Below are 16,896 nucleotides of genomic sequence, written 5' to 3'. Positions count from 1 at the left end.
ATGAGCACCCCGCGCACCGGCTCGGTCGTCTTTCAAAACGTGCGCAAGCAGTTCGGCAGCTTCACCGCCATTCACGACCTATCGCTCACCATCGAACCCGGTACGCTCGTGACCCTGCTTGGGCCCTCCGGCTGCGGCAAGACGACAACACTGCGCATGCTTGCCGGCCTCGAACACCCGTCCGCCGGCAAGATCCTGATCGGCGGCAAGGACGTGACCATGCTGCCGGCCAATGAGCGCGACGTCTCGATGGTGTTCCAGTCCTATGCGCTCTTCCCGCACATGTCGGCGCTCGACAATGTCGCCTATGGCCTCGAATCCTCCGGCATCAAGAAGAAGGAGGCGCGCGAGCGCGCTGAGGAAGGCCTGCAACTCGTCGGCCTTGGCGGCCTCGGCCAGCGGCTTCCCGCCGAGCTATCCGGCGGACAACAGCAGCGTGTCGCCGTCGCCCGCGCCCTCGTGCTCGAACCACAAGTACTGCTGCTGGATGAGCCGCTGTCGAACCTCGATGCGCGCCTGCGCCGCAAGGTGCGCACGGAAATCCGCGAGCTGCAGCAGCGGCTTGGCTTCACCGCGGTCTATGTCACCCACGATCAGGACGAAGCACTTGCCGTGTCCGACCGCATCATCGTCATGAAGGATGGTGCGATCGCGCAGGAAGGAGCACCGCGGGACCTCTACGAGACGCCCGCCTCGACCTTCATCGCCGACTTCATGGGCGAGGCCAATGTGCTTCCTTGCGAGGTGACGGCAGCCGAAGCCGGTCAGGCGACGATCCGCGTCGGCGGTCTCGAACATCGCCTGCCGTCGAGGAACACGCGGCCCGGCCCTGCCAAGCTCGCGGTCCGCCCCAATGCGGTGACCCTGACGCCGGCCAAGGGCGCAGCCCTTGCCGGCACGATCAGCAGCGCTGCCTATCTCGGCGGCCATGTCGAATACGAGGTCGAAACGGCAACCGGCCTCCTGTTTGTTGTCGATCAGGCCGTCGAGGACATGTTATCTCCGGCAACGGAGGTCGCGATCGGTTTCCGCAACCGGGGCCTCGCTTTGATTGACGCATGATTTTTTACAACTGGATACGAGAAGGACACTTGCATGACTGCTGAAATTGCCGGCCTCGACGCCCGGTTCGCACTTGCCAAATCCATGGCCGAGGAGGCCGGTCGGCTCGCCTACGATTATTTCCTGAAGCGGGAAACGCTCGTCATCGAAACGAAGCGCGATGCGCACGACGTCGTCTCGATCGCCGATCGCAACGTCGAGACCCTGATCCGCGACAAGATCGCCGCCGCGTTTCCGGATGATGGCGTGCTTGGCGAGGAGCATGGCCTTCTCGACGGCACATCCGGCTTTACCTGGGTGCTCGATCCGATCGACGGTACCACGCCCTTCGTCAACGGCATGCCGAACTGGTGCGTCTCGATCGCCGTCGTGCATGCGGAAAAGCCGGTCATCGGCGTGATCCACGCGCCCTGCCATCAGGAAGTCTATGCGGCGGCAACGGGCCGCGGCGCAACGCTGAACGGCAAGCCGCTTCGCCTCGACGGGACGCGCACGATCCGCAACGCCGTCACCGGGCTTGGCGCCAACGATCAGGTGAAACCCGGCGAGATGGGTGCCATCGTCGAGCGCCTGCTTTCGAATGGCGGCAACTTCATGCGCAACGGCTCCGGTGCGCTGATGATCGCCTATGTCGCCGCCGGTCGCCTCGTCGGCTACTACGAGCCCTACATGCATGCCTGGGATTGCCTCGGTGGCTACTGCCTGGTGAACGAAGCCGGCGGCTGGACATTGCCCTTCCCGACGCGCGGCGAGGCTTTGACGCATTGGTCTCCGGTCTTGGCGGCTGCGCCCGGCGCAGTCGACGACCTCATGAAGGTCGCCAATCTTGAAACGGCGGCGGCCTGAGCGCCTTCGCGGCGTTCACGTTTGACCGGGCGGCTTGTCGGCCTTTAGCCCGAACAGGCGGCCGAGCTCCATGGGGAACGGGAAGATGACAGTTGAATTCTTCTCGCCCGCAAGGACGTTGAGCGTGCTCAGATAGCGTAGCTGCATCGCCTGAGGCTGCTTGGACAGGATCTCGGCAGCCTCGAGCAGCTTGGCGGCCGCCTGCTGCTCGCCCTCGGCATTGATCACCTTGGCGCGCCGTTCGCGCTCGGCCTCGGCCTGGCGGGCGATCGCGCGGATCATGCTCTCGTTGATGTCGACATGTTTGATTTCCACGGTCGCCACTTTGATGCCCCAGGCATCCGTCTGGCTGTCGAGGATCTTCTGGATGTCGTCGTTCAGCCGGTCCCGCTCGGCCAACATCTCGTCGAGATCGTGTTTGCCAAGCACGGAGCGCAGGGTCGTCTGCGCCAGTTGGCTGGTCGCCATCATGAAATCCTCGACCTGGATCGTCGATTTTTCCGCATCGATGACCCGGAAATAGATCACAGCGCTGACGCGGACCGAAACGTTGTCATGGGAAATGACGTCCTGGCTCGGCACGTCCAGCACCCGGGTCCTGAGATCGACCCGCACCATCTGCTGCACATAGGGCACCAGCAGGATCAAGCCTGGCCCCTTGACGCCGGTGAACCGGCCGAGCGTGAAGATCACCCCGCGCTCGTATTCGCGCAGGATCCGGATCGAATAGGCGATAATGAGAATGACGAGCACCAACAACGCGGCAAGAGGAGCGAGGCTCCCAAACATGTCCATGACCATTCCTCCATTCCGGACGCTTTCGCCTGCGCCCATAGGACCCGCGGAGCGCTATGCCTTTTGACCTTCGCGCACCACTTCGAGCGTCAGTCCTTTGCGCCCGACAACCTTCACGTCCTCACCCCTCGACAGTGTTTCCGTGCTCACCGCCTGCCACCGTTCGCCATGGGCGATGACGTAGCCGGCGGCGCCTGTCCAACTATCGACCTTGCCCGCAATGCCGATCATCTGTTCGCCCCCGGTCACCACCGCGTGGCGGCGTGAGCTGAACGCCAGCCGTGCGACCAGCAGGCTGAAGCCGAAGCTTGCGACGGCAAGCGCCGCCAGCACGGACCAGGAGACCTGCAGGCCCGGCGTATCCGTGTCGAAGAGGATTGCCGCACCCAGAACCAGTGAAACGCTGCCACCGGCGCCGAGCACGCCGAAGGACGGCGAATGCGCCTCGGCAACCATCAGGCCGATGCCAAGCAGGATCAGTCCGATGCCGGCGTAGCTGACGGGTAGCACCGAAAGCGCATAGAGCCCAAGCAACAGGCTGATGCCGCCGATGGTGCCCGGCGCCACCGACCCCGGAGACAGGAACTCGAAGATCAAACCATAAATGCCGATCATCATCAGGATGACCGCGATATTGGGATCGGTGACGACCGAAAGCAGCCTTGTCCGCCAGTCGGGCACGAAGTCCTCGACGGCAAGCCCCGCCGTATCGAGCACGATCTCCTGCTGCCCCGCGTGCACCGTCCGCCCATTTGCCTGCTTCAAGAGATCGGCGACGGTGGTGGCGGTGAAATCGACGACCTTCTCCCTGACGGCCGCCTCGGCCGAGAGGCTTGCAGCCTCGCGCACCGCCTTCTCGGCCCAGTCGGCATTGCGCCCGCGCAGTTCGGCCAGTCCTCGGATATAGGCCACGGCGTCATTGACGAGCTTCGCCTCGGCAGCGTTCTGAACCGCCGGCTGTTTGCCGCCCTCCTTGCCGGTATCGCCATCCTTCTCCTGACCGAACATGTCACCGCCGATCGCAATCGGCGTCGCCGCCCCGAGGTTCGTTCCCGGCGCCATGGCCGCGATGTGGCTGGCATAGAGGATATAGGTGCCGGCGCTCGCCGCGCGCGCACCGCTCGGCGCGACGTAGCTCGCAACCGGCACGGGGGAAGCGAGGATCGCGCGGATGATCTCGCGCATCGACGTGTCGAGACCTCCGGGCGTATCCATCTGCAAGACCACCAGCGGAAGGCGGCGCTGTTCCGCCTTCGTCAAGCCGCGCCTGACATATTCGGCCGTGGCCGGGCCGATGGCGCCGTTGACATGCAGCACCAAGGCAACACGATCGTTTTCGGCCTGCGGCGAAGCTGGAAACGCGAATGATGAGATCAAAACAAACAACAGCGTGAGGATTCGCAACATCCGTCGTCAAAACCTCGCATGCCCGACGCCTCCGAAAAGGACGTCCATTCAACAATAATAGCACAACACAAGGTTAGGACGAAGCGAGCTTGCTACTGCATCGGTTGGATCCTCGGAGCAACGAGGTCAGCTCGCCTTGCTGCTGCGACGTGATGACAAGTCCGGCGATCGGAGTTATCTGCTAGTCTCCTTTCGTAATGATGCGTCACGGCTTGAGCCTCCCCGATTTCGACCAGAACAGGATTCCCGGGTTTGGAGACGACCCTCTATCAGCCGATCAAGAGCTTTCTCGAAACCCGCGGCTACAGCGTCAAGGGCGAGATCGGCGGCTGCGACATGGTGGCGCTCAGCGATGACGAGCCGCCGCTTGTCGTCATCTGCGAGCTCAAGCTGAGCTTCAATCTCGAGCTGATCCTGCAGGCCGTCGACCGCGCTACCGCCGGAGACGAGGTATGGATCGCCGCCCGTGTCTCGGCCAAAGGCAAGGGGCGGGAGAGCGATCGCCGGTTCCGCGATCTCTGCCGCAGGCTTGGCTTCGGCATGCTGGCTGTCGCCGACAACGGCATGGTCGACGTCATTCTCGCAGCCTCCGCGGTGATGCCCCGCAAGAACAACAGGAAGCGGTCGCGCCTGATCAGCGAGCACCGCCGCCGCAAGGGCGACCCGACCGCCGGCGGTGCCACGCGTTCGCCGATCATGACCGCCTATCGGCAGCAGGCGCTTGCCTGTGCGGCCGCCCTGCAGAGCGGCCAGCAGCGCCCGCGCGACGTTCGCGCAGTCGCTCCGGACGCGGCCAAGATCCTGCTCAGCAACGTCTATGGCTGGTTCGAGCGGATCGACCGTGGCATCTATGCCTTGACGGAGCTGGGGGCCGAGGCGCTTCGCCGCTGGCCGCCGAGAGAGACGGCCACGGCGCCGATCGTCGAGACATCCGAAGCATGACGCTCACCGGAGCCATCGCATGAATCCCGCCCTTCGCATCCTCTGTCTTTGCCTTGCGTGGCTGATGGTCGGGTTGGGTATCATCGGCGCCTTCCTCCCCATCCTGCCGACGACTCCGTTTTTGCTTTTAGCGGCGGGTCTCTTCGCCCGCGCTTCGCCGCGATTGGAGCAATGGCTGCTTAATCACCGCGTCTTCGGGGCTTCGCTGCGGCTATGGCGTGAAAGAGGCGCCATCTCCAAGCGCGCCAAGACCGGTGCGGTCAGCCTGATGGCCGCTAGCTTCGGACTCTTCGTTTTCTTCGGCAATCCGAGCCTGACGCTGGCTGCGATCGTCGCGGCGTCGATGGCGCTTCCTGCACTGTTCATCCTGACGCGTCCGGCGGAATAGCCAAAAACGCAGCGGGACAAGACCCTGCGCGCCGTCCATGCAGGAAAACAATACTTTTCTTCTCGGGAAATACTTGGTCGCGATCGAAAATGGCGAGCTCTTCTTAAGCATGCACTTCATGAGCGCACGAATATTCATACTTAGTGTTTTTGTAAATCAAGATATATTTCGAACAACCCCAGAACAAAGTTGTACAAACGTGCAATTTCCAGAGCGACGCGCTTTACTCGGCCCTTTTGGCCACCCTTTTCCCGGCACCGCTACCGCACCCATGCACCCCGAGGCCGGCCGGGATAAGCGGCCGTAGGCTGCACCGCTGGAACGTTTCATCGGTCGATGTCTGCTCGCGCGAAAAGAGGATAGCACCCCGAATCTGACGATTGGCGATTGACAAGCTGGTCGCGTTAGCTCCATCTATTGCATTACAAAGGCAGTAATTCCTTAATAACGGAATATATGGAGGAGCACATGCCTGACATGCTGGTGAGCTTGTATTCGCCGATCCTGGTCGAACTCAAGCGAAGAACCGAAACCGACAAGGTGACGATCCGTCCCGCCTTGCCGCCGGAAATGCGCCTGGTCATCGATTGGGTGCGGGAGAATTTCAGCGAGAACTGGGCAAGCGAGGTGACCGTCGCCTTTGCTCGCCGGCCTATCGCCTGCCTGATTGCCGTCGACGACGGCAAGCTCGTCGGCTTCGCCTGCTATGACACGACGGCGCCGGGCTTCTTCGGCCCAACTGGCGTCGATCCGGCAGCCCGCGGCAAGGGTATCGGCGTGGCGCTGCTTTCCGGCTGCCTCGATACCATGAAGACGCTTGGCCACGCCTATGCCTTCATCGGCGATGCAGGCCCCATCGATTTCTATGCAAAGACCGTCGGCGCCGTGCCGATCCCCGCCCCCGACAAGGGGATCTACCAGGGCATGCTGCGCCGCCCTTCCAAGTAATTTCCACTATCGGAGCCTCCCAATGTCCTCGAACCCGCTTGCCCTCTTTGTCGGCATACCCAATCCCACGCTCTCGGATGACGAGTTCGCGCTGTTCCGCGAGACCAATCCGCTCGGGCTCTTCGTCGGCCGCCGCAACCAGCGCGAACCCGCGCAGACAAGGGCGCTGATCGAACGCTTTCGCGAAGCGGTTGGCCGCGAAGATGCCCCTGTCTTCACCGACCAGGAAGGCGGCCGCGTCCAGCATCTCGACGCCGGTCCCTGGCCGCTGTTTCGCTCCTTCGGCGAGTTCGCCGAGCTCGCCCGCCGCGATTTCGCCCTCGGCAAGAAGGCGCTTCGCCTTTCGAGCCAGGCCATGGGCACGATGATGAGCGAACTTGGTCTCACGAGCGGCTGCTCGCCGGTGCTCGACCTCGTTTTTGCAACCACCAGCTCGGTGATCGGCGCCCGCTCCTTCGGCGCCGATCCGGACTTCATCGCAGCGCTCGGCCGTGAGGTAGTCGATGGCCTGCTTGAGACCGGCAACATGCCGGTCATGAAGCACATCCCGGGCCACGGCCGGGCGACGCTCGATTCGCACAAGGAGCGGCCCATCGTCGACGCTTCGCGCGAGACGCTGACCGCTACCGACTTCAAGCCCTTCGTCGCGCTGCGCGACACGCCCTGGGCCATGGTCGCCCATGTCGTCTATTCCGCTTTCGACAAGGAGCTGCCGGCATCCATCTCGCCGGTCATGCACGACGTCATCCGCAACAACATGGGCTACGACGGCGTTCTCGTTTCCGATTGCATCTTCATGGAATCGCTTCGCGGTACGCTGCCAGAGCGTGTCCGCCAGGTGCTCGACGCCGGTTTCGACATTGCGCTCCACAGCCACGGCACGCTCGCTGAAAGCGAAGCGGCAGCCAAGGCGGCAAGTCCGCTGACCGCCGCCGCCCAGAAGCGGATCGACGCCGGGAAGGCGCGCCTCGGCACGCTGAAGGTCGACGTGCGCGCAGCCCATGCCGAAGTCGAGGACATGTTCAACAGCGCCCTCGTCGCCTGACCAATCCGAAAATCAAAAGGGGAACTACCGTGAAAAAATCGCTTCTCGGCGCGGCCACCGCGCTTGCCCTCATCGCCGGCCCGGCCGCGGCACAGACCGTGCTCACCGCCAACATCGAGCCGGCGACCACCTGGGTACGCAACTTCAACCCGTTCAATCAGACCTCGGCGCGCCAGAGCACGCTCGATTTCATCTACGAGCCGCTGGTCGTCTTCAACCGCTTCGACGGCAACAAGCCGGTCTTTCGCCTGGCTGAAAGCTTCAAGCTTGCCGACGACCTGAAGTCGATCGAGTTCAAGCTTCGGCCGAACCTGAAGTGGTCGGACGGCAAGCCGCTGACGGCGACCGACGTCAAGTTCACCTACGACTATCTGAAGAAGTTCCCGGCGCTTGATTTCGTCAGCATCTGGACCTTCATCACCGGCGTCGAGGCCGTGGATGCTGAGACCGTGCGCTTCACGCTCGCCAATCCGAGCTCGCTCGCAGCCGAGCAGCTGGCGCAGCTGCCGATCGTTCCGGAGCATGTCTGGAAGGACATCGTCGAGCCGGTGACCTTCGCCAACGAGACGCCCGTCGGGAGCGGCCCGCTGACCGAGATCCCGCGCTTTACCGGCCAGACCTACGACCAGTGCCGCAACCCGCATTATTGGGATGCCGCAACATTGAAGATCGACTGCGTGCGCTTCCCGCAGCTCGCCGACAACAACCAGATCCTGACGGCGACGGCCTCCGGCACGCTCGACTGGGGCGTTTCCTTCATCCCGGATATCGAGAACGTCTATGTCGCCAAGGACCCGGAGCACTATCACTTCTGGTACTCGCCAAGCAGCATGGTCGCCTTCCTGTTCAACCAGGAAACCGCGAACGAGAACAATCGTAAGGCCTTCAACGACGTGAAGTTCCGCCGCGCCGCCTCGATGGCGCTCGACCGCGGCACCATGGTTGACGTCGCCGGCTACGGCTATCCGACGCTCAACGAAGACCCGGCCGGCATGGGCGAACTTTACAAGAGCTGGGCCGATCCGTCGGTTGCGGCCGACTTCGGTAAATACGGCAAGTACGATGCCGACGCCGCCAAGGCGCTGCTCGACGAAGCCGGCTATGCCGACAAGGACGGCGACGGCTTCCGTGACAATCCGGACGGCAGCAAGATCGCCTTCTCGATCATTGTGCCGAGCTCCTGGACCGACTGGATCGACACGGTGACGATCGCGGTCGAAGGCCTGCAGGCGGTCGGCCTCGACGCCAAGATCGAGACGCCGGAAGAGGCTGTCTGGACCGGTAACCTCATCAACGGCACCTTCGACGCGGCGATCAACAGCCTGCCGGCATCGGCCTCGCCCTACTACCCCTACAAGCGCGCCTTCAGCGCTTCGGACAAGGGCAAGACCCGCTTCACCGCGCAGCGCTGGTTCAATCCGGACGTCGAGGCTCTGCTGACGGAGTTCACCCAGACCGCTGACCCGATCAAGCAGAAGGAAGCGATGAACAAGGCACAACGCATCGTCGCCGAGAACATGCCGATGATGCCGGTATTCAACAACCCGAACTGGTACCAGTACAACACCAAGCGCTTCAAGGGCTGGGCGACGGCGGAAAACCCCTTCGTCAACCCGTCGATCACCCGCAACAACCCGGCGCGTCTCCTGCACCTTTTGGCGCTTGAACCGGTGAAGTAACCCGATCGCAGGTGCGGCGCTCTCACGGACGATGCTCCGGGAGGGCGCCTTGTCTTGATCCGGAAACAGCGGCGGACGCCCTTCGTCCGCCACGCGACCGTCCTGGCTTTTGCTCGTTCGGACGGTCCGACAAAAAGACAGCCCTGCCGCCTGACGCCCACATGCGGCGGCCGCAGTCGATGGAGTTCCCGATGGCCTTTCTGCTACGCCGCCTGTGCTTCTACCTGGCGGCCTTCGTCGCCGCGGCGACGATCAACTTCTTCCTGCCGCGGCTGATGCCCGGCGATCCGGTGCAGATCATGTTTTCGAGCGCCGGCGCCGAGTTGCCGCCCGAAAGCCTGCAGGCCCTGAAACTGACCTTCGGCTTCGTCGACGGCCCGCTCTGGCAGCAGTACCTCACCTATCTCGGCAGCATCTTCAGCGGCGATCTCGGTCGCTCGATCAAGTATTTCCCGCTGCCGGTGACGACGGTTCTCGGCAATGCGCTCGTCTGGACCGTGGGGCTGATGGGCACGGCGACACTCGTAAGCTTCGCGCTCGGCACCTTCCTCGGCATTCTTGCCGCCTGGCGACGCGGCAGCCTGTTCGACGTCATCGTTTCCGTCGGCGCGATCTTCGCGACCTCGGTGCCGGCCGTCGTCACCTCACTGATCGTCGTCTTCACCTTCGGCTTCACGCTCGGCTGGTTTCCGACCGGCTATGCCGCCGACCCGGCGCTCGATCCGGCCTTCACGCTCGAATATATCGGCAGCCTGCTCTATCACGGCATCCTGCCGATGCTGACGCTCTGCGCCGTGCTCACCGGTGGCTTCGCCGTGACCATGCGCAACAACATGATCAACCTGCTCGGCGAGGACTATATCGTCATGGCCCGCGCCAAGGGACTTGCCGACACCCGCGTGATGCTCTGGTATGCCGCGCGCAACGCGCTGCTGCCGACCGTTTCGAGCCTTGCGATCGCCATCGGCACGGTGCTTGGCGGCTCGCTGGTGACCGAGGTCGTGTTCAACTATCCGGGTCTCGGCAACATTCTCTACCAGGCGATCCTCGCCCGCGATTACCCCGTCATCCAGGGACAGCTTCTGATCATGACCGCCACGATGCTCGTCGCCAACTTCGTCGTCGACATCAGCTATGTGCTGCTCGACCCGCGACTGAAGAGGGCGTGATATGAAAACCTCCCTTCCGCTGATCCACAATCGCAAGGCCATGGTCGGCGCGCTGATCGTCGCCTTCATTCTGCTCGTGGCGATCGCCGCCCCGCTGCTGACCTCCTACGATCCGAGCGCCCGCGTCGGCCGGCCGCACCAGGCGCCGTCGCTCGAGCATTGGCTCGGCACCACCCGCATCGGCCAGGACGTCTTTGCCCGCCTGATCTATGGCGCCCGCACCTCGCTTGCCGTCGGCTTCGGCGCCGGCCTCCTGATCACCGCCGTCGGCACCGCGCTTGGCATCATCGCCGGCTACCGCGGCGGCAAGGTGGACGAAGTCATCAGCTTCTTCACCAATATGGTGCTCGTCGTCCCGAACCTGCCGCTGCTGCTCGTGCTTGCAGCCTTCATCGGCCAGGCGAGCCCGTGGGTCATCGCCCTCATCCTCGGCGGCACCTCTTGGGCCTGGGGCGCACGCGTCACCCGCGCCGAAACGCTCTCGGTCAAGCAGAAGGACTATGTGAAGTCCGCCGAGATGATGGGTGAGCCGCGCTGGCGCATCATGACCTTCGAGATCTTCCCCAACTTGATTTCGATTGTCGGCATCAACTTCATCGGCAGCGTGATCTTTGCGATCATCACCCAGGCAACGCTCGAGTTCCTCGGCCTTGGCGATCCCAAGGTCGTTTCCTGGGGCACCATGCTCTATGGCGCCCAGAAGGCCTCTGCCCTTTCGGTCGGCGCCTGGTGGGACATCCTGACGCCCTGCTTCGCGCTCGCCTTCCTCGGCATCGGCCTGTCGCTGCTCAACTTCGCCGTTGACGAGATCGCCAATCCGCGGCTGCGCACCGGCAACCGGCTCGGCCGCTGGTCGGCCCTAATCCGCTCCGGGGAGGGCCGCCTGTGACCGCGCCTTTGCTTTCGGTCAGGAACCTGACCATCGACTACATCGGCGAGAGCACCGACTTCCGCGCCGTCGACGACGTCAGCTTCGATGTTGCGCCCGGCGAAGTCTTCGGCCTTGCCGGCGAGTCTGGCTGCGGCAAGAGCACGATCGCCTTTGCCATCAGCCGGCTGCACAAGCCGCCGGCGCTGATCCGCAAGGAAAGCGCCATCCTGCTCGACGGCCGCAACGTGCTCGATCTCGACCAGAAAGGTCTTGCCGACTTCCGCTGGCGCGAGGTGGCCATGGTGTTCCAGAGCGCGATGAACTCGCTCAATCCGGTGCTGCGCATCGAGCAGCAGTTCTACGACGTCTTGAAGACGCATAAGGGCATAAGCCGGGCCGCCGCACGCGACCGCACCGCAGAAATGCTGCGGCTCGTCGATATCTCGCCGGACCGGATGCGCGACTATCCGCACCAGTTTTCCGGCGGCATGCGCCAGCGCATCGTGATTGCCATCTGCCTGGCGCTCGATCCGCGCCTCATTGTCATGGACGAGCCGACGACGGCGCTCGACGTCGTGGTCCAGCGCGAAATCCTGCAGCGGATCAACGAACTCCGGCGCAAGCTCGGTTTCGCCGTGCTCTTCATCACCCACGACCTCGGGCTGATGGTGCAGTTCTGCGACCGCATCGGCATCATGCTGGGCGGCAAGCTGGTCGAACAGGGCACCGCCGACGTCATCTACCGGACACCGGAGCACGACTATACGAAGAAGCTCTGGGCCTCCTTTCCCTCGCTGCATGGAGGTGTTCTTCGATGACCGACACATCCGCACCCATTTTGACCTTGGACAAGGTCAGCAAGACCTTTGGCAACGGACCGGGCGCCGTGCGTGCCGCGCGCTCGATATCCTTCTCGCTCCATGCCGGACGGGCGCTTGCGGTCGTCGGCGAATCCGGCAGCGGCAAGACCACCTGTGCCCGCATCGCCATGCGCGAATACGAACCGAGCGAAGGGCGGCTGCTCTTCAAGGGCAAGCCCATCGTTTCAGCGGGAAGCAAGGAGATCGCCGACTATCGCCGATCGGTGCAAATGATCTTCCAGGATCCGTTCGCCTCGCTCAACCCGGCCCACACGATCGCCTATCATCTCAAGCGGCCGCTGATGCTGCATCGCCCCGACATGAAGGGCGCCGCAATCGCGGAGGAGATCAAGGCGCTCCTGCGGCAAGTGAAGCTCGATCCCGATATCGTCGCGCAGAAGTACCCGCACGAGCTCTCGGGCGGCCAGCGCCAGCGCGTCAACATCGCCCGCGCACTCGCGGCAAAGCCCGAGGTCATCGTCGCCGACGAGCCGACCTCGATGCTCGACGTTTCCGTGCGCCTCGGCGTGCTCAATCTGCTCAGCGAAATGAAGCGCGAGATGAACCTCGGCCTGCTCTACATCACCCACGACATCGCGACCGCCCGCTATGTCGCCGAGGATATCGCGGTGATGTATGCGGGCCAGATCGTCGAATGGGGAAATACCGGCAAGGTCATCGACAATCCGGCCCATCCCTATACCAGGCTGTTGCTCTCGGCCGTTCCCGACCCCGACATCCGCTTCGACGATCCGAACGCGCAGGTCAGCGCCTCCGAGGCCGACGAAACACGCCGCAGATCGGCGGCGAGGCAGGAGACGATCCGCGAGGTGGAGCCCGACCATTTCGTGCACGCGGCCTAAAGCTCAGAGCCACACACGTATCACTCCAAAACAAAAACGCCCCGCAATCCGCAGGGCGTTTTTGTTTGTCGTCGCGAGAGACACGACATAGTCGAGTTTGCCCGGCGCCCTCGTATGCGCCGGGCAAGGGAAAATCAGGCGGCTTCGCGCTTTGCGACGTCGGTCGGCACCGTCGAGATCGTCTTCAGGATCTGCGAAGCGATCTGGTAGGGGTCGCCCTTGGAGTTCGGGCGGCGATCTTCGAGGTAACCGCGGTAGCCGTTGTTGACGAAGCTGTGCGGAACGCGGATCGAGGCACCCCGGTCAGCAACGCCGTAGCTGAACTGGTGGATCGAAGCGGTTTCGTGCTTGCCGGTCAGGCGCATGTGGTTGTCCGGGCCGTAGACGGCAATGTGGTCGGCGCGGGCTTCGGCAAAAGCGGCCATCAGGTTTTCGAAATAGTCCTTGCCGCCGACTGTGCGCATGTATTCGGTCGAGAAGTTGGCGTGCATGCCCGAGCCGTTCCAGTCGGTGTCGCCGAGCGGCTTGCAGTGGTATTCGACGTCGATGCCATATTTTTCGGTCAGGCGCTGCAGCAGGTAGCGGGCGAGCCAGATTTCGTCGGCGGCCTTGCGCGAGCCCTTGCCGAACACCTGGAATTCCCACTGGCCCTTGGCGACTTCGGCGTTGATGCCTTCATGGTTGATGCCGGCAGCCAGGCAGATGTCGAGGTGCTCTTCGACGACCTTGCGGGCAACATCGCCGACATTGCTGAAACCGACGCCGCAGTAATAGGGGCCTTGCGGCGCGGGGAAGCCGGCTTCCGGGAAACCGAGCGGGCGGCCGTTCTGATAGAAGAAATACTCCTGCTCGAAGCCGAACCAGGCGCCTTCGTCATCGAGGATCGGGGCGCGGGTGTTGGACGGATGCGGCGTCGTGCCATCGGGCATCATGACTTCGCAGAGAACCAGAACGCCGTTCTTGCGTTCCGGATCCGGATAAACGGCAACCGGCTTCAGAACGCAGTCGGAGCTGCTGCCTTCGGCCTGCATCGTCGAGGAACCGTCGAAGCCCCAGAAGGGCAGCTGCTCAAGCGTCGGAAAAGCATCGAATTCCTTGATCAAGGTCTTGCCGCGCAGGTTCGGGGTGGGCTTGTAACCGTCGAGCCAGATGTATTCGAGCTTAAACTTTGTCATTTCGTTCTCTCACATGACGCCAGGAATGGCTGGGTTCCGAAGCGGCTGGGCAATCCAGATCGGCTGCCCGACGACCGATGCCCGTTAAGAAGCATTAATCGTGCCAACTCGAATTCAGCGCCGAGAATCCAGAGAAATTTGCGTTTGGCGGCAGGCAGGAGCCCCGGCGAGCAGACGCTACAGCGCAAGGAAGAAGCGAATTGCGCAAAAAATAGGCAAAACCTGCCCAACTCCGCGGCAAAGCAAAGTGGCAAGGCTGAGATCAACGGCCCTTCCCCAGCAATCGCCGGCGATTGCCTCTAAAACGAGCAATCGCCTTCAGCACGCCGGTCTGCTCAGCCTGCGCGCCCGACACCGCATTGGCGCATGATCAGGGGCAGAATTTTGAAAAGCCGCTCATCCTCGCATTGGGAGACGTTGAAGCGCATGAAGCCGTTGGCCGTGCCGGCATGGGAAAAGACGTTGCCGGGCGCCAGCACGATCTCCTGCTGCAGCGCCTTCTGTGCCACGTCGGCCGCATCGACACCATCGGGCAAGCAGCACCAGAGGAACATCCCGGCCTGCGGCTCGATCCATGGCTTGATGCCGATGACACCGAGCCGCGCCGCTGTCTCGCTCATGACGCGGGCCAGACGCTGGCGCAGCGCCTCCATGTGCTTGCGATAGCTGCCATCCTTGAGCATCGAAAAAACCAGCTCCGCCGCAAGGCTCGGCCCGCCGAAGGTGGTGGCGATCTTCAGGTCGATGAGCCCTTCGATCCAGTCGCGCGGCGCGGCGATGAAGCCGCAGCGCATCGAGGCGGAGAGGGTCTTGGAAAAGCTGCCGATCTGTACGACACGATCGAGCCCGTCGAAGGCGGCGAGCCGTGGCGCCGGCGTATGCTCGAAATCCGCGAAGATATCATCCTCGATGATCGTCAGCCCCGCCTGCTCGGCAAGCTTGAGCAGCCGATGGGCGACGACAGGAGAGAGTGTGGCGCCTGTCGGGTTATGGAGAGCGGAATTGGTGATGTAGAGCCGCGGCCGATGCGCCGTCAGCACCTCGGCGAATTTTTCGAGATCGGGCCCCGAGGGCGTATAGGGCACGCTCACCACCTCAGCCCGGTGGGCGCGCAGCAAGGCATGGAAATTGAAATAGCAGGGATCGTCGACCACGACCGTATCGCCGGGCTCGAGCAGGAAGCGGCAGAGAAGGTCGATCGCCTGCGTTCCCGATTCCGTCAGGATGATCTGATCAGGCGACGCCTCGACCCCATGTTCGCCGAGACGTCGCGCCAGAAGCTGGCACAGCGGCCGATGACCGAGCGGCGTTCCATAGTCCGTCAGCCCGCTCGCCTCCAGCCTGGCTGCGGACTTGAGCGCGCGGCGGATTGCCGTCTCCGGCATCCAGCTCGGCGGCAACCAGCCACAGCCCGGTTTCAGCACGTTGTCGCCCGTTTCCAGCGCCTGGCGGGACACCCAGAGCGGATCGACGGCCCGGTCGAGCCGCGGCCCAATCTCGGCCAGCGACAAGGGCGCCAGCGGCGCCGAGACAAAGAAACCCGCGCCCGGTTTCGAGCGAATGACGCCTTCCGCCACCAGCCGCTCATAGGCCTCGACGACGGTCGATTTGGAAACGCGCATGGTCTTGGCGAAGGCGCGGATGGACGGAAGCTTCGCGCCGGGTGTGAGAACGCGCCCCGAGATCCGCTGCCGGATCGTCGCCATAACGCCTTCAAGCAGCGTTTCGCTGCCAATCCCAAGCTCCTGCATCGTCATCCGTACTGTCCAAACATCCATTACAGTTTGGCGAAACTGTACCGTATTGTCTCTGGAAAGACCACCCTCTGCGGCCGATACAGACGAAAAAGGAGAATGCGATGGACAAGACGGCAGACGGTTGGATGAGCGGTTTTCTCGGGGTGCTGATCTTCAGCGGATCATTACCTGCGACCCGTGTCGCAGTGATGGATTTCGATCCGGTGTTTCTGACGGTGGCGCGCGCGGCGATCGCCGGCCTGCTCGCGCTCGCGCTGCTTCTCATCTTCCGTCAGCCGCGCCCTGCGCGGGCCGATCTCGTTTCGCTGGCGATTGTCGCCTTCGGCGTCGTGCTCGGTTTCCCGCTTTTGACCGCCCTGGCCCTACAGCATGTCACCTCGGCGCATCTGATCGTCTTCGTCGGCCTGCTGCCGCTGGCAACGGCCATCTTCGGCGTACTGCGCGCCGGCGAGCGGCCACGCCCGGCCTTCTGGCTCTTCTCCTCCCTCGGCAGCGCCGCAGTGGTGGGCTTCGCGCTGGTACAGGGCTTCGCCGCGTCGCCCATCGGCGACCTCCTGATGCTCGGCGCCATCATCCTCTGCGGCCTCGGCTACGCCGAGGGCGCCAGCCTCTCGCGCAAGCTTGGCGGCTGGCAGGTCATCTGCTGGGCGCTGGTCCTGTCGCTGCCGATCATGCTCGCGCTCACGCTCTTCACGCTGCCTTCCTCCTTCGCGATGGTCACTCATGGCGCCTGGACGGGCCTCGCTTATGTCTCGGTGTTCAGCATGCTCGTCGGCTTCGTCTTCTGGTATCGCGGCCTCGCGCTCGGCGGCGTTGCCGGCGTCGGCCAACTGCAGCTTCTGCAGCCCTTCTTCGGCCTGGCACTTGCCGCGACGCTCCTCGGAGAGCCCGTAAGCTGGAGCATGCTGGCAGCGACCGGCGCCATCGTGCTCTGCGTCGCCGGCGCCAAAAAGTTCGCGAAGTAGGCAACTACACGAAGGGGATGCGGGCGGAGAACCGACGCCCTCCCTGCCCTAGCAGGCTGTTGAAGAAGTCTCCCGTTTGGCCTTTAGAATGGCCTCGTCGCCGTTGTGATAAGCGAAAGTGATC

General features: G+C 63.4%; 16 protein-coding genes. 12 read left to right on the top strand and 4 right to left on the bottom strand.

Annotated features, from left to right (window positions below):
- Both AC3WWH_RS31755 and AC3WWH_RS31750 read left to right on the top strand, forming a co-directional pair.
- A complete protein-coding gene (locus AC3WWH_RS31755) occupies positions 1-1,062 on the top strand; it encodes an ABC transporter ATP-binding protein (protein WP_058323167.1) in 1,062 nt (353 codons plus the stop codon).
- Between the two features lie 33 nt (positions 1,063-1,095).
- Positions 1,096-1,908, top strand: coding sequence for an inositol monophosphatase family protein (locus AC3WWH_RS31750; RefSeq protein WP_112947880.1), 813 nt, complete (start codon positions 1,096-1,098; stop codon positions 1,906-1,908).
- Positions 1,909-1,923: 15 nt separating this feature from the next.
- Here AC3WWH_RS31750 and AC3WWH_RS31745 read toward each other — a convergent pair whose 3' ends face one another.
- Complete coding sequence (locus tag AC3WWH_RS31745) at positions 1,924-2,703, bottom strand: slipin family protein (protein WP_058323125.1); 780 nt, start codon at positions 2,701-2,703, stop codon at positions 1,924-1,926.
- Positions 2,704-2,757: 54 nt separating this feature from the next.
- Positions 2,758-4,110, bottom strand: coding sequence for an NfeD family protein (locus tag AC3WWH_RS31740; protein ID WP_058323126.1), 1,353 nt, complete (start codon positions 4,108-4,110; stop codon positions 2,758-2,760).
- A gap of 252 nt (positions 4,111-4,362) precedes the next feature.
- On the opposite strand from AC3WWH_RS31740, the gene AC3WWH_RS31735 reads away from it, so the two are divergent.
- The 9 genes from AC3WWH_RS31735 (at position 4,363) to AC3WWH_RS31695 (ending at position 12,875) form a co-directional block, all read left to right on the top strand.
- Positions 4,363-5,052 (top strand): DUF2161 domain-containing phosphodiesterase, encoded by a 690-nt coding sequence (locus AC3WWH_RS31735; protein WP_058323127.1) that lies wholly within the window; start codon positions 4,363-4,365, stop codon positions 5,050-5,052.
- A gap of 19 nt (positions 5,053-5,071) precedes the next feature.
- Entirely contained in the window at positions 5,072-5,440 is a 369-nt protein-coding gene (locus AC3WWH_RS31730; protein ID WP_058323128.1) for a YbaN family protein, read from the top strand.
- Between the two features lie 468 nt (positions 5,441-5,908).
- On the top strand, positions 5,909-6,388 hold the full coding sequence (locus AC3WWH_RS31725) for a GNAT family N-acetyltransferase (protein WP_113398839.1): 480 nt from the start codon (positions 5,909-5,911) through the stop codon (positions 6,386-6,388).
- Positions 6,389-6,410: 22 nt separating this feature from the next.
- Positions 6,411-7,433 (top strand): glycoside hydrolase family 3 protein, encoded by a 1,023-nt coding sequence (locus AC3WWH_RS31720; RefSeq protein ID WP_113398838.1) that lies wholly within the window; start codon positions 6,411-6,413, stop codon positions 7,431-7,433.
- A gap of 29 nt (positions 7,434-7,462) precedes the next feature.
- Positions 7,463-9,112 carry an ABC transporter substrate-binding protein gene (locus AC3WWH_RS31715; RefSeq protein WP_058323131.1) on the top strand — a complete coding sequence of 550 codons (1,650 nt, stop codon included), beginning with the start codon at positions 7,463-7,465 and terminating at the stop codon, positions 9,110-9,112.
- Positions 9,113-9,303: 191 nt separating this feature from the next.
- Entirely contained in the window at positions 9,304-10,281 is a 978-nt protein-coding gene (locus AC3WWH_RS31710) for an ABC transporter permease (protein WP_058323168.1), read from the top strand.
- A gap of 1 nt (position 10,282) precedes the next feature.
- A complete protein-coding gene (locus AC3WWH_RS31705; protein WP_058323132.1) occupies positions 10,283-11,170 on the top strand; it encodes an ABC transporter permease in 888 nt (295 codons plus the stop codon).
- The gene (locus AC3WWH_RS31700; RefSeq protein WP_492377477.1) at positions 11,167-11,970 is read left to right on the top strand and encodes an ABC transporter ATP-binding protein; all 804 of its coding nucleotides are present in this window, start codon (positions 11,167-11,169) and stop codon (positions 11,968-11,970) included. The genes AC3WWH_RS31705 and AC3WWH_RS31700 overlap by 4 nt, the downstream gene beginning before the upstream one ends.
- The gene (locus tag AC3WWH_RS31695; RefSeq protein ID WP_113398836.1) at positions 11,967-12,875 is read left to right on the top strand and encodes an ABC transporter ATP-binding protein; all 909 of its coding nucleotides are present in this window, start codon (positions 11,967-11,969) and stop codon (positions 12,873-12,875) included. Before AC3WWH_RS31700 ends, AC3WWH_RS31695 begins: the two co-directional genes overlap by 4 nt.
- Positions 12,876-13,009: 134 nt before the next feature.
- Here the strand turns inward: AC3WWH_RS31695 and AC3WWH_RS31690 are convergent, their stop codons facing one another.
- Both AC3WWH_RS31690 and AC3WWH_RS31685 read right to left on the bottom strand, forming a co-directional pair.
- A complete protein-coding gene (locus tag AC3WWH_RS31690) occupies positions 13,010-14,050 on the bottom strand; it encodes a glutamine synthetase beta-grasp domain-containing protein (protein ID WP_057255488.1) in 1,041 nt (346 codons plus the stop codon).
- A 335-nt stretch (positions 14,051-14,385) separates the two neighbouring features.
- On the bottom strand, positions 14,386-15,828 hold the full coding sequence (locus tag AC3WWH_RS31685; RefSeq protein ID WP_058323135.1) for an aminotransferase-like domain-containing protein: 1,443 nt from the start codon (positions 15,826-15,828) through the stop codon (positions 14,386-14,388).
- Positions 15,829-15,908: 80 nt separating this feature from the next.
- Here AC3WWH_RS31685 and AC3WWH_RS31680 point away from each other — a divergent pair, with 80 nt between their 5' ends.
- Positions 15,909-16,772 (top strand): DMT family transporter, encoded by an 864-nt coding sequence (locus tag AC3WWH_RS31680; RefSeq protein WP_058323136.1) that lies wholly within the window; start codon positions 15,909-15,911, stop codon positions 16,770-16,772.
- Positions 16,773-16,896: the final 124 nt, after the last annotated feature.

This window comes from Ensifer sp. EB106-03-01-XG145 (assembly GCF_058792075.1).
This window is presented reverse-complemented; position numbering and strand designations above follow the sequence as displayed.

Coding starts and splice junctions, on each gene's coding strand:
- AC3WWH_RS31730 (WP_058323128.1), top strand. CDS start 5,072: ATGAATCCCGCCCTTCGCATCCTCTGTCTTTGCCTTGCGTGGCTGATG.
- AC3WWH_RS31685 (WP_058323135.1), bottom strand. CDS start 15,828: ATGGATGTTTGGACAGTACGGATGACGATGCAGGAGCTTGGGATTGGC.
- AC3WWH_RS31750 (WP_112947880.1), top strand. CDS start 1,096: ATGACTGCTGAAATTGCCGGCCTCGACGCCCGGTTCGCACTTGCCAAA.
- AC3WWH_RS31740 (WP_058323126.1), bottom strand. CDS start 4,110: ATGTTGCGAATCCTCACGCTGTTGTTTGTTTTGATCTCATCATTCGCG.
- AC3WWH_RS31755 (WP_058323167.1), top strand. CDS start 1: ATGAGCACCCCGCGCACCGGCTCGGTCGTCTTTCAAAACGTGCGCAAG.
- AC3WWH_RS31705 (WP_058323132.1), top strand. CDS start 10,283: ATGAAAACCTCCCTTCCGCTGATCCACAATCGCAAGGCCATGGTCGGC.
- AC3WWH_RS31745 (WP_058323125.1), bottom strand. CDS start 2,703: ATGGACATGTTTGGGAGCCTCGCTCCTCTTGCCGCGTTGTTGGTGCTC.
- AC3WWH_RS31690 (WP_057255488.1), bottom strand. CDS start 14,050: ATGACAAAGTTTAAGCTCGAATACATCTGGCTCGACGGTTACAAGCCC.
- AC3WWH_RS31720 (WP_113398838.1), top strand. CDS start 6,411: ATGTCCTCGAACCCGCTTGCCCTCTTTGTCGGCATACCCAATCCCACG.
- AC3WWH_RS31710 (WP_058323168.1), top strand. CDS start 9,304: ATGGCCTTTCTGCTACGCCGCCTGTGCTTCTACCTGGCGGCCTTCGTC.
- AC3WWH_RS31680 (WP_058323136.1), top strand. CDS start 15,909: ATGGACAAGACGGCAGACGGTTGGATGAGCGGTTTTCTCGGGGTGCTG.
- AC3WWH_RS31725 (WP_113398839.1), top strand. CDS start 5,909: ATGCCTGACATGCTGGTGAGCTTGTATTCGCCGATCCTGGTCGAACTC.
- AC3WWH_RS31695 (WP_113398836.1), top strand. CDS start 11,967: ATGACCGACACATCCGCACCCATTTTGACCTTGGACAAGGTCAGCAAG.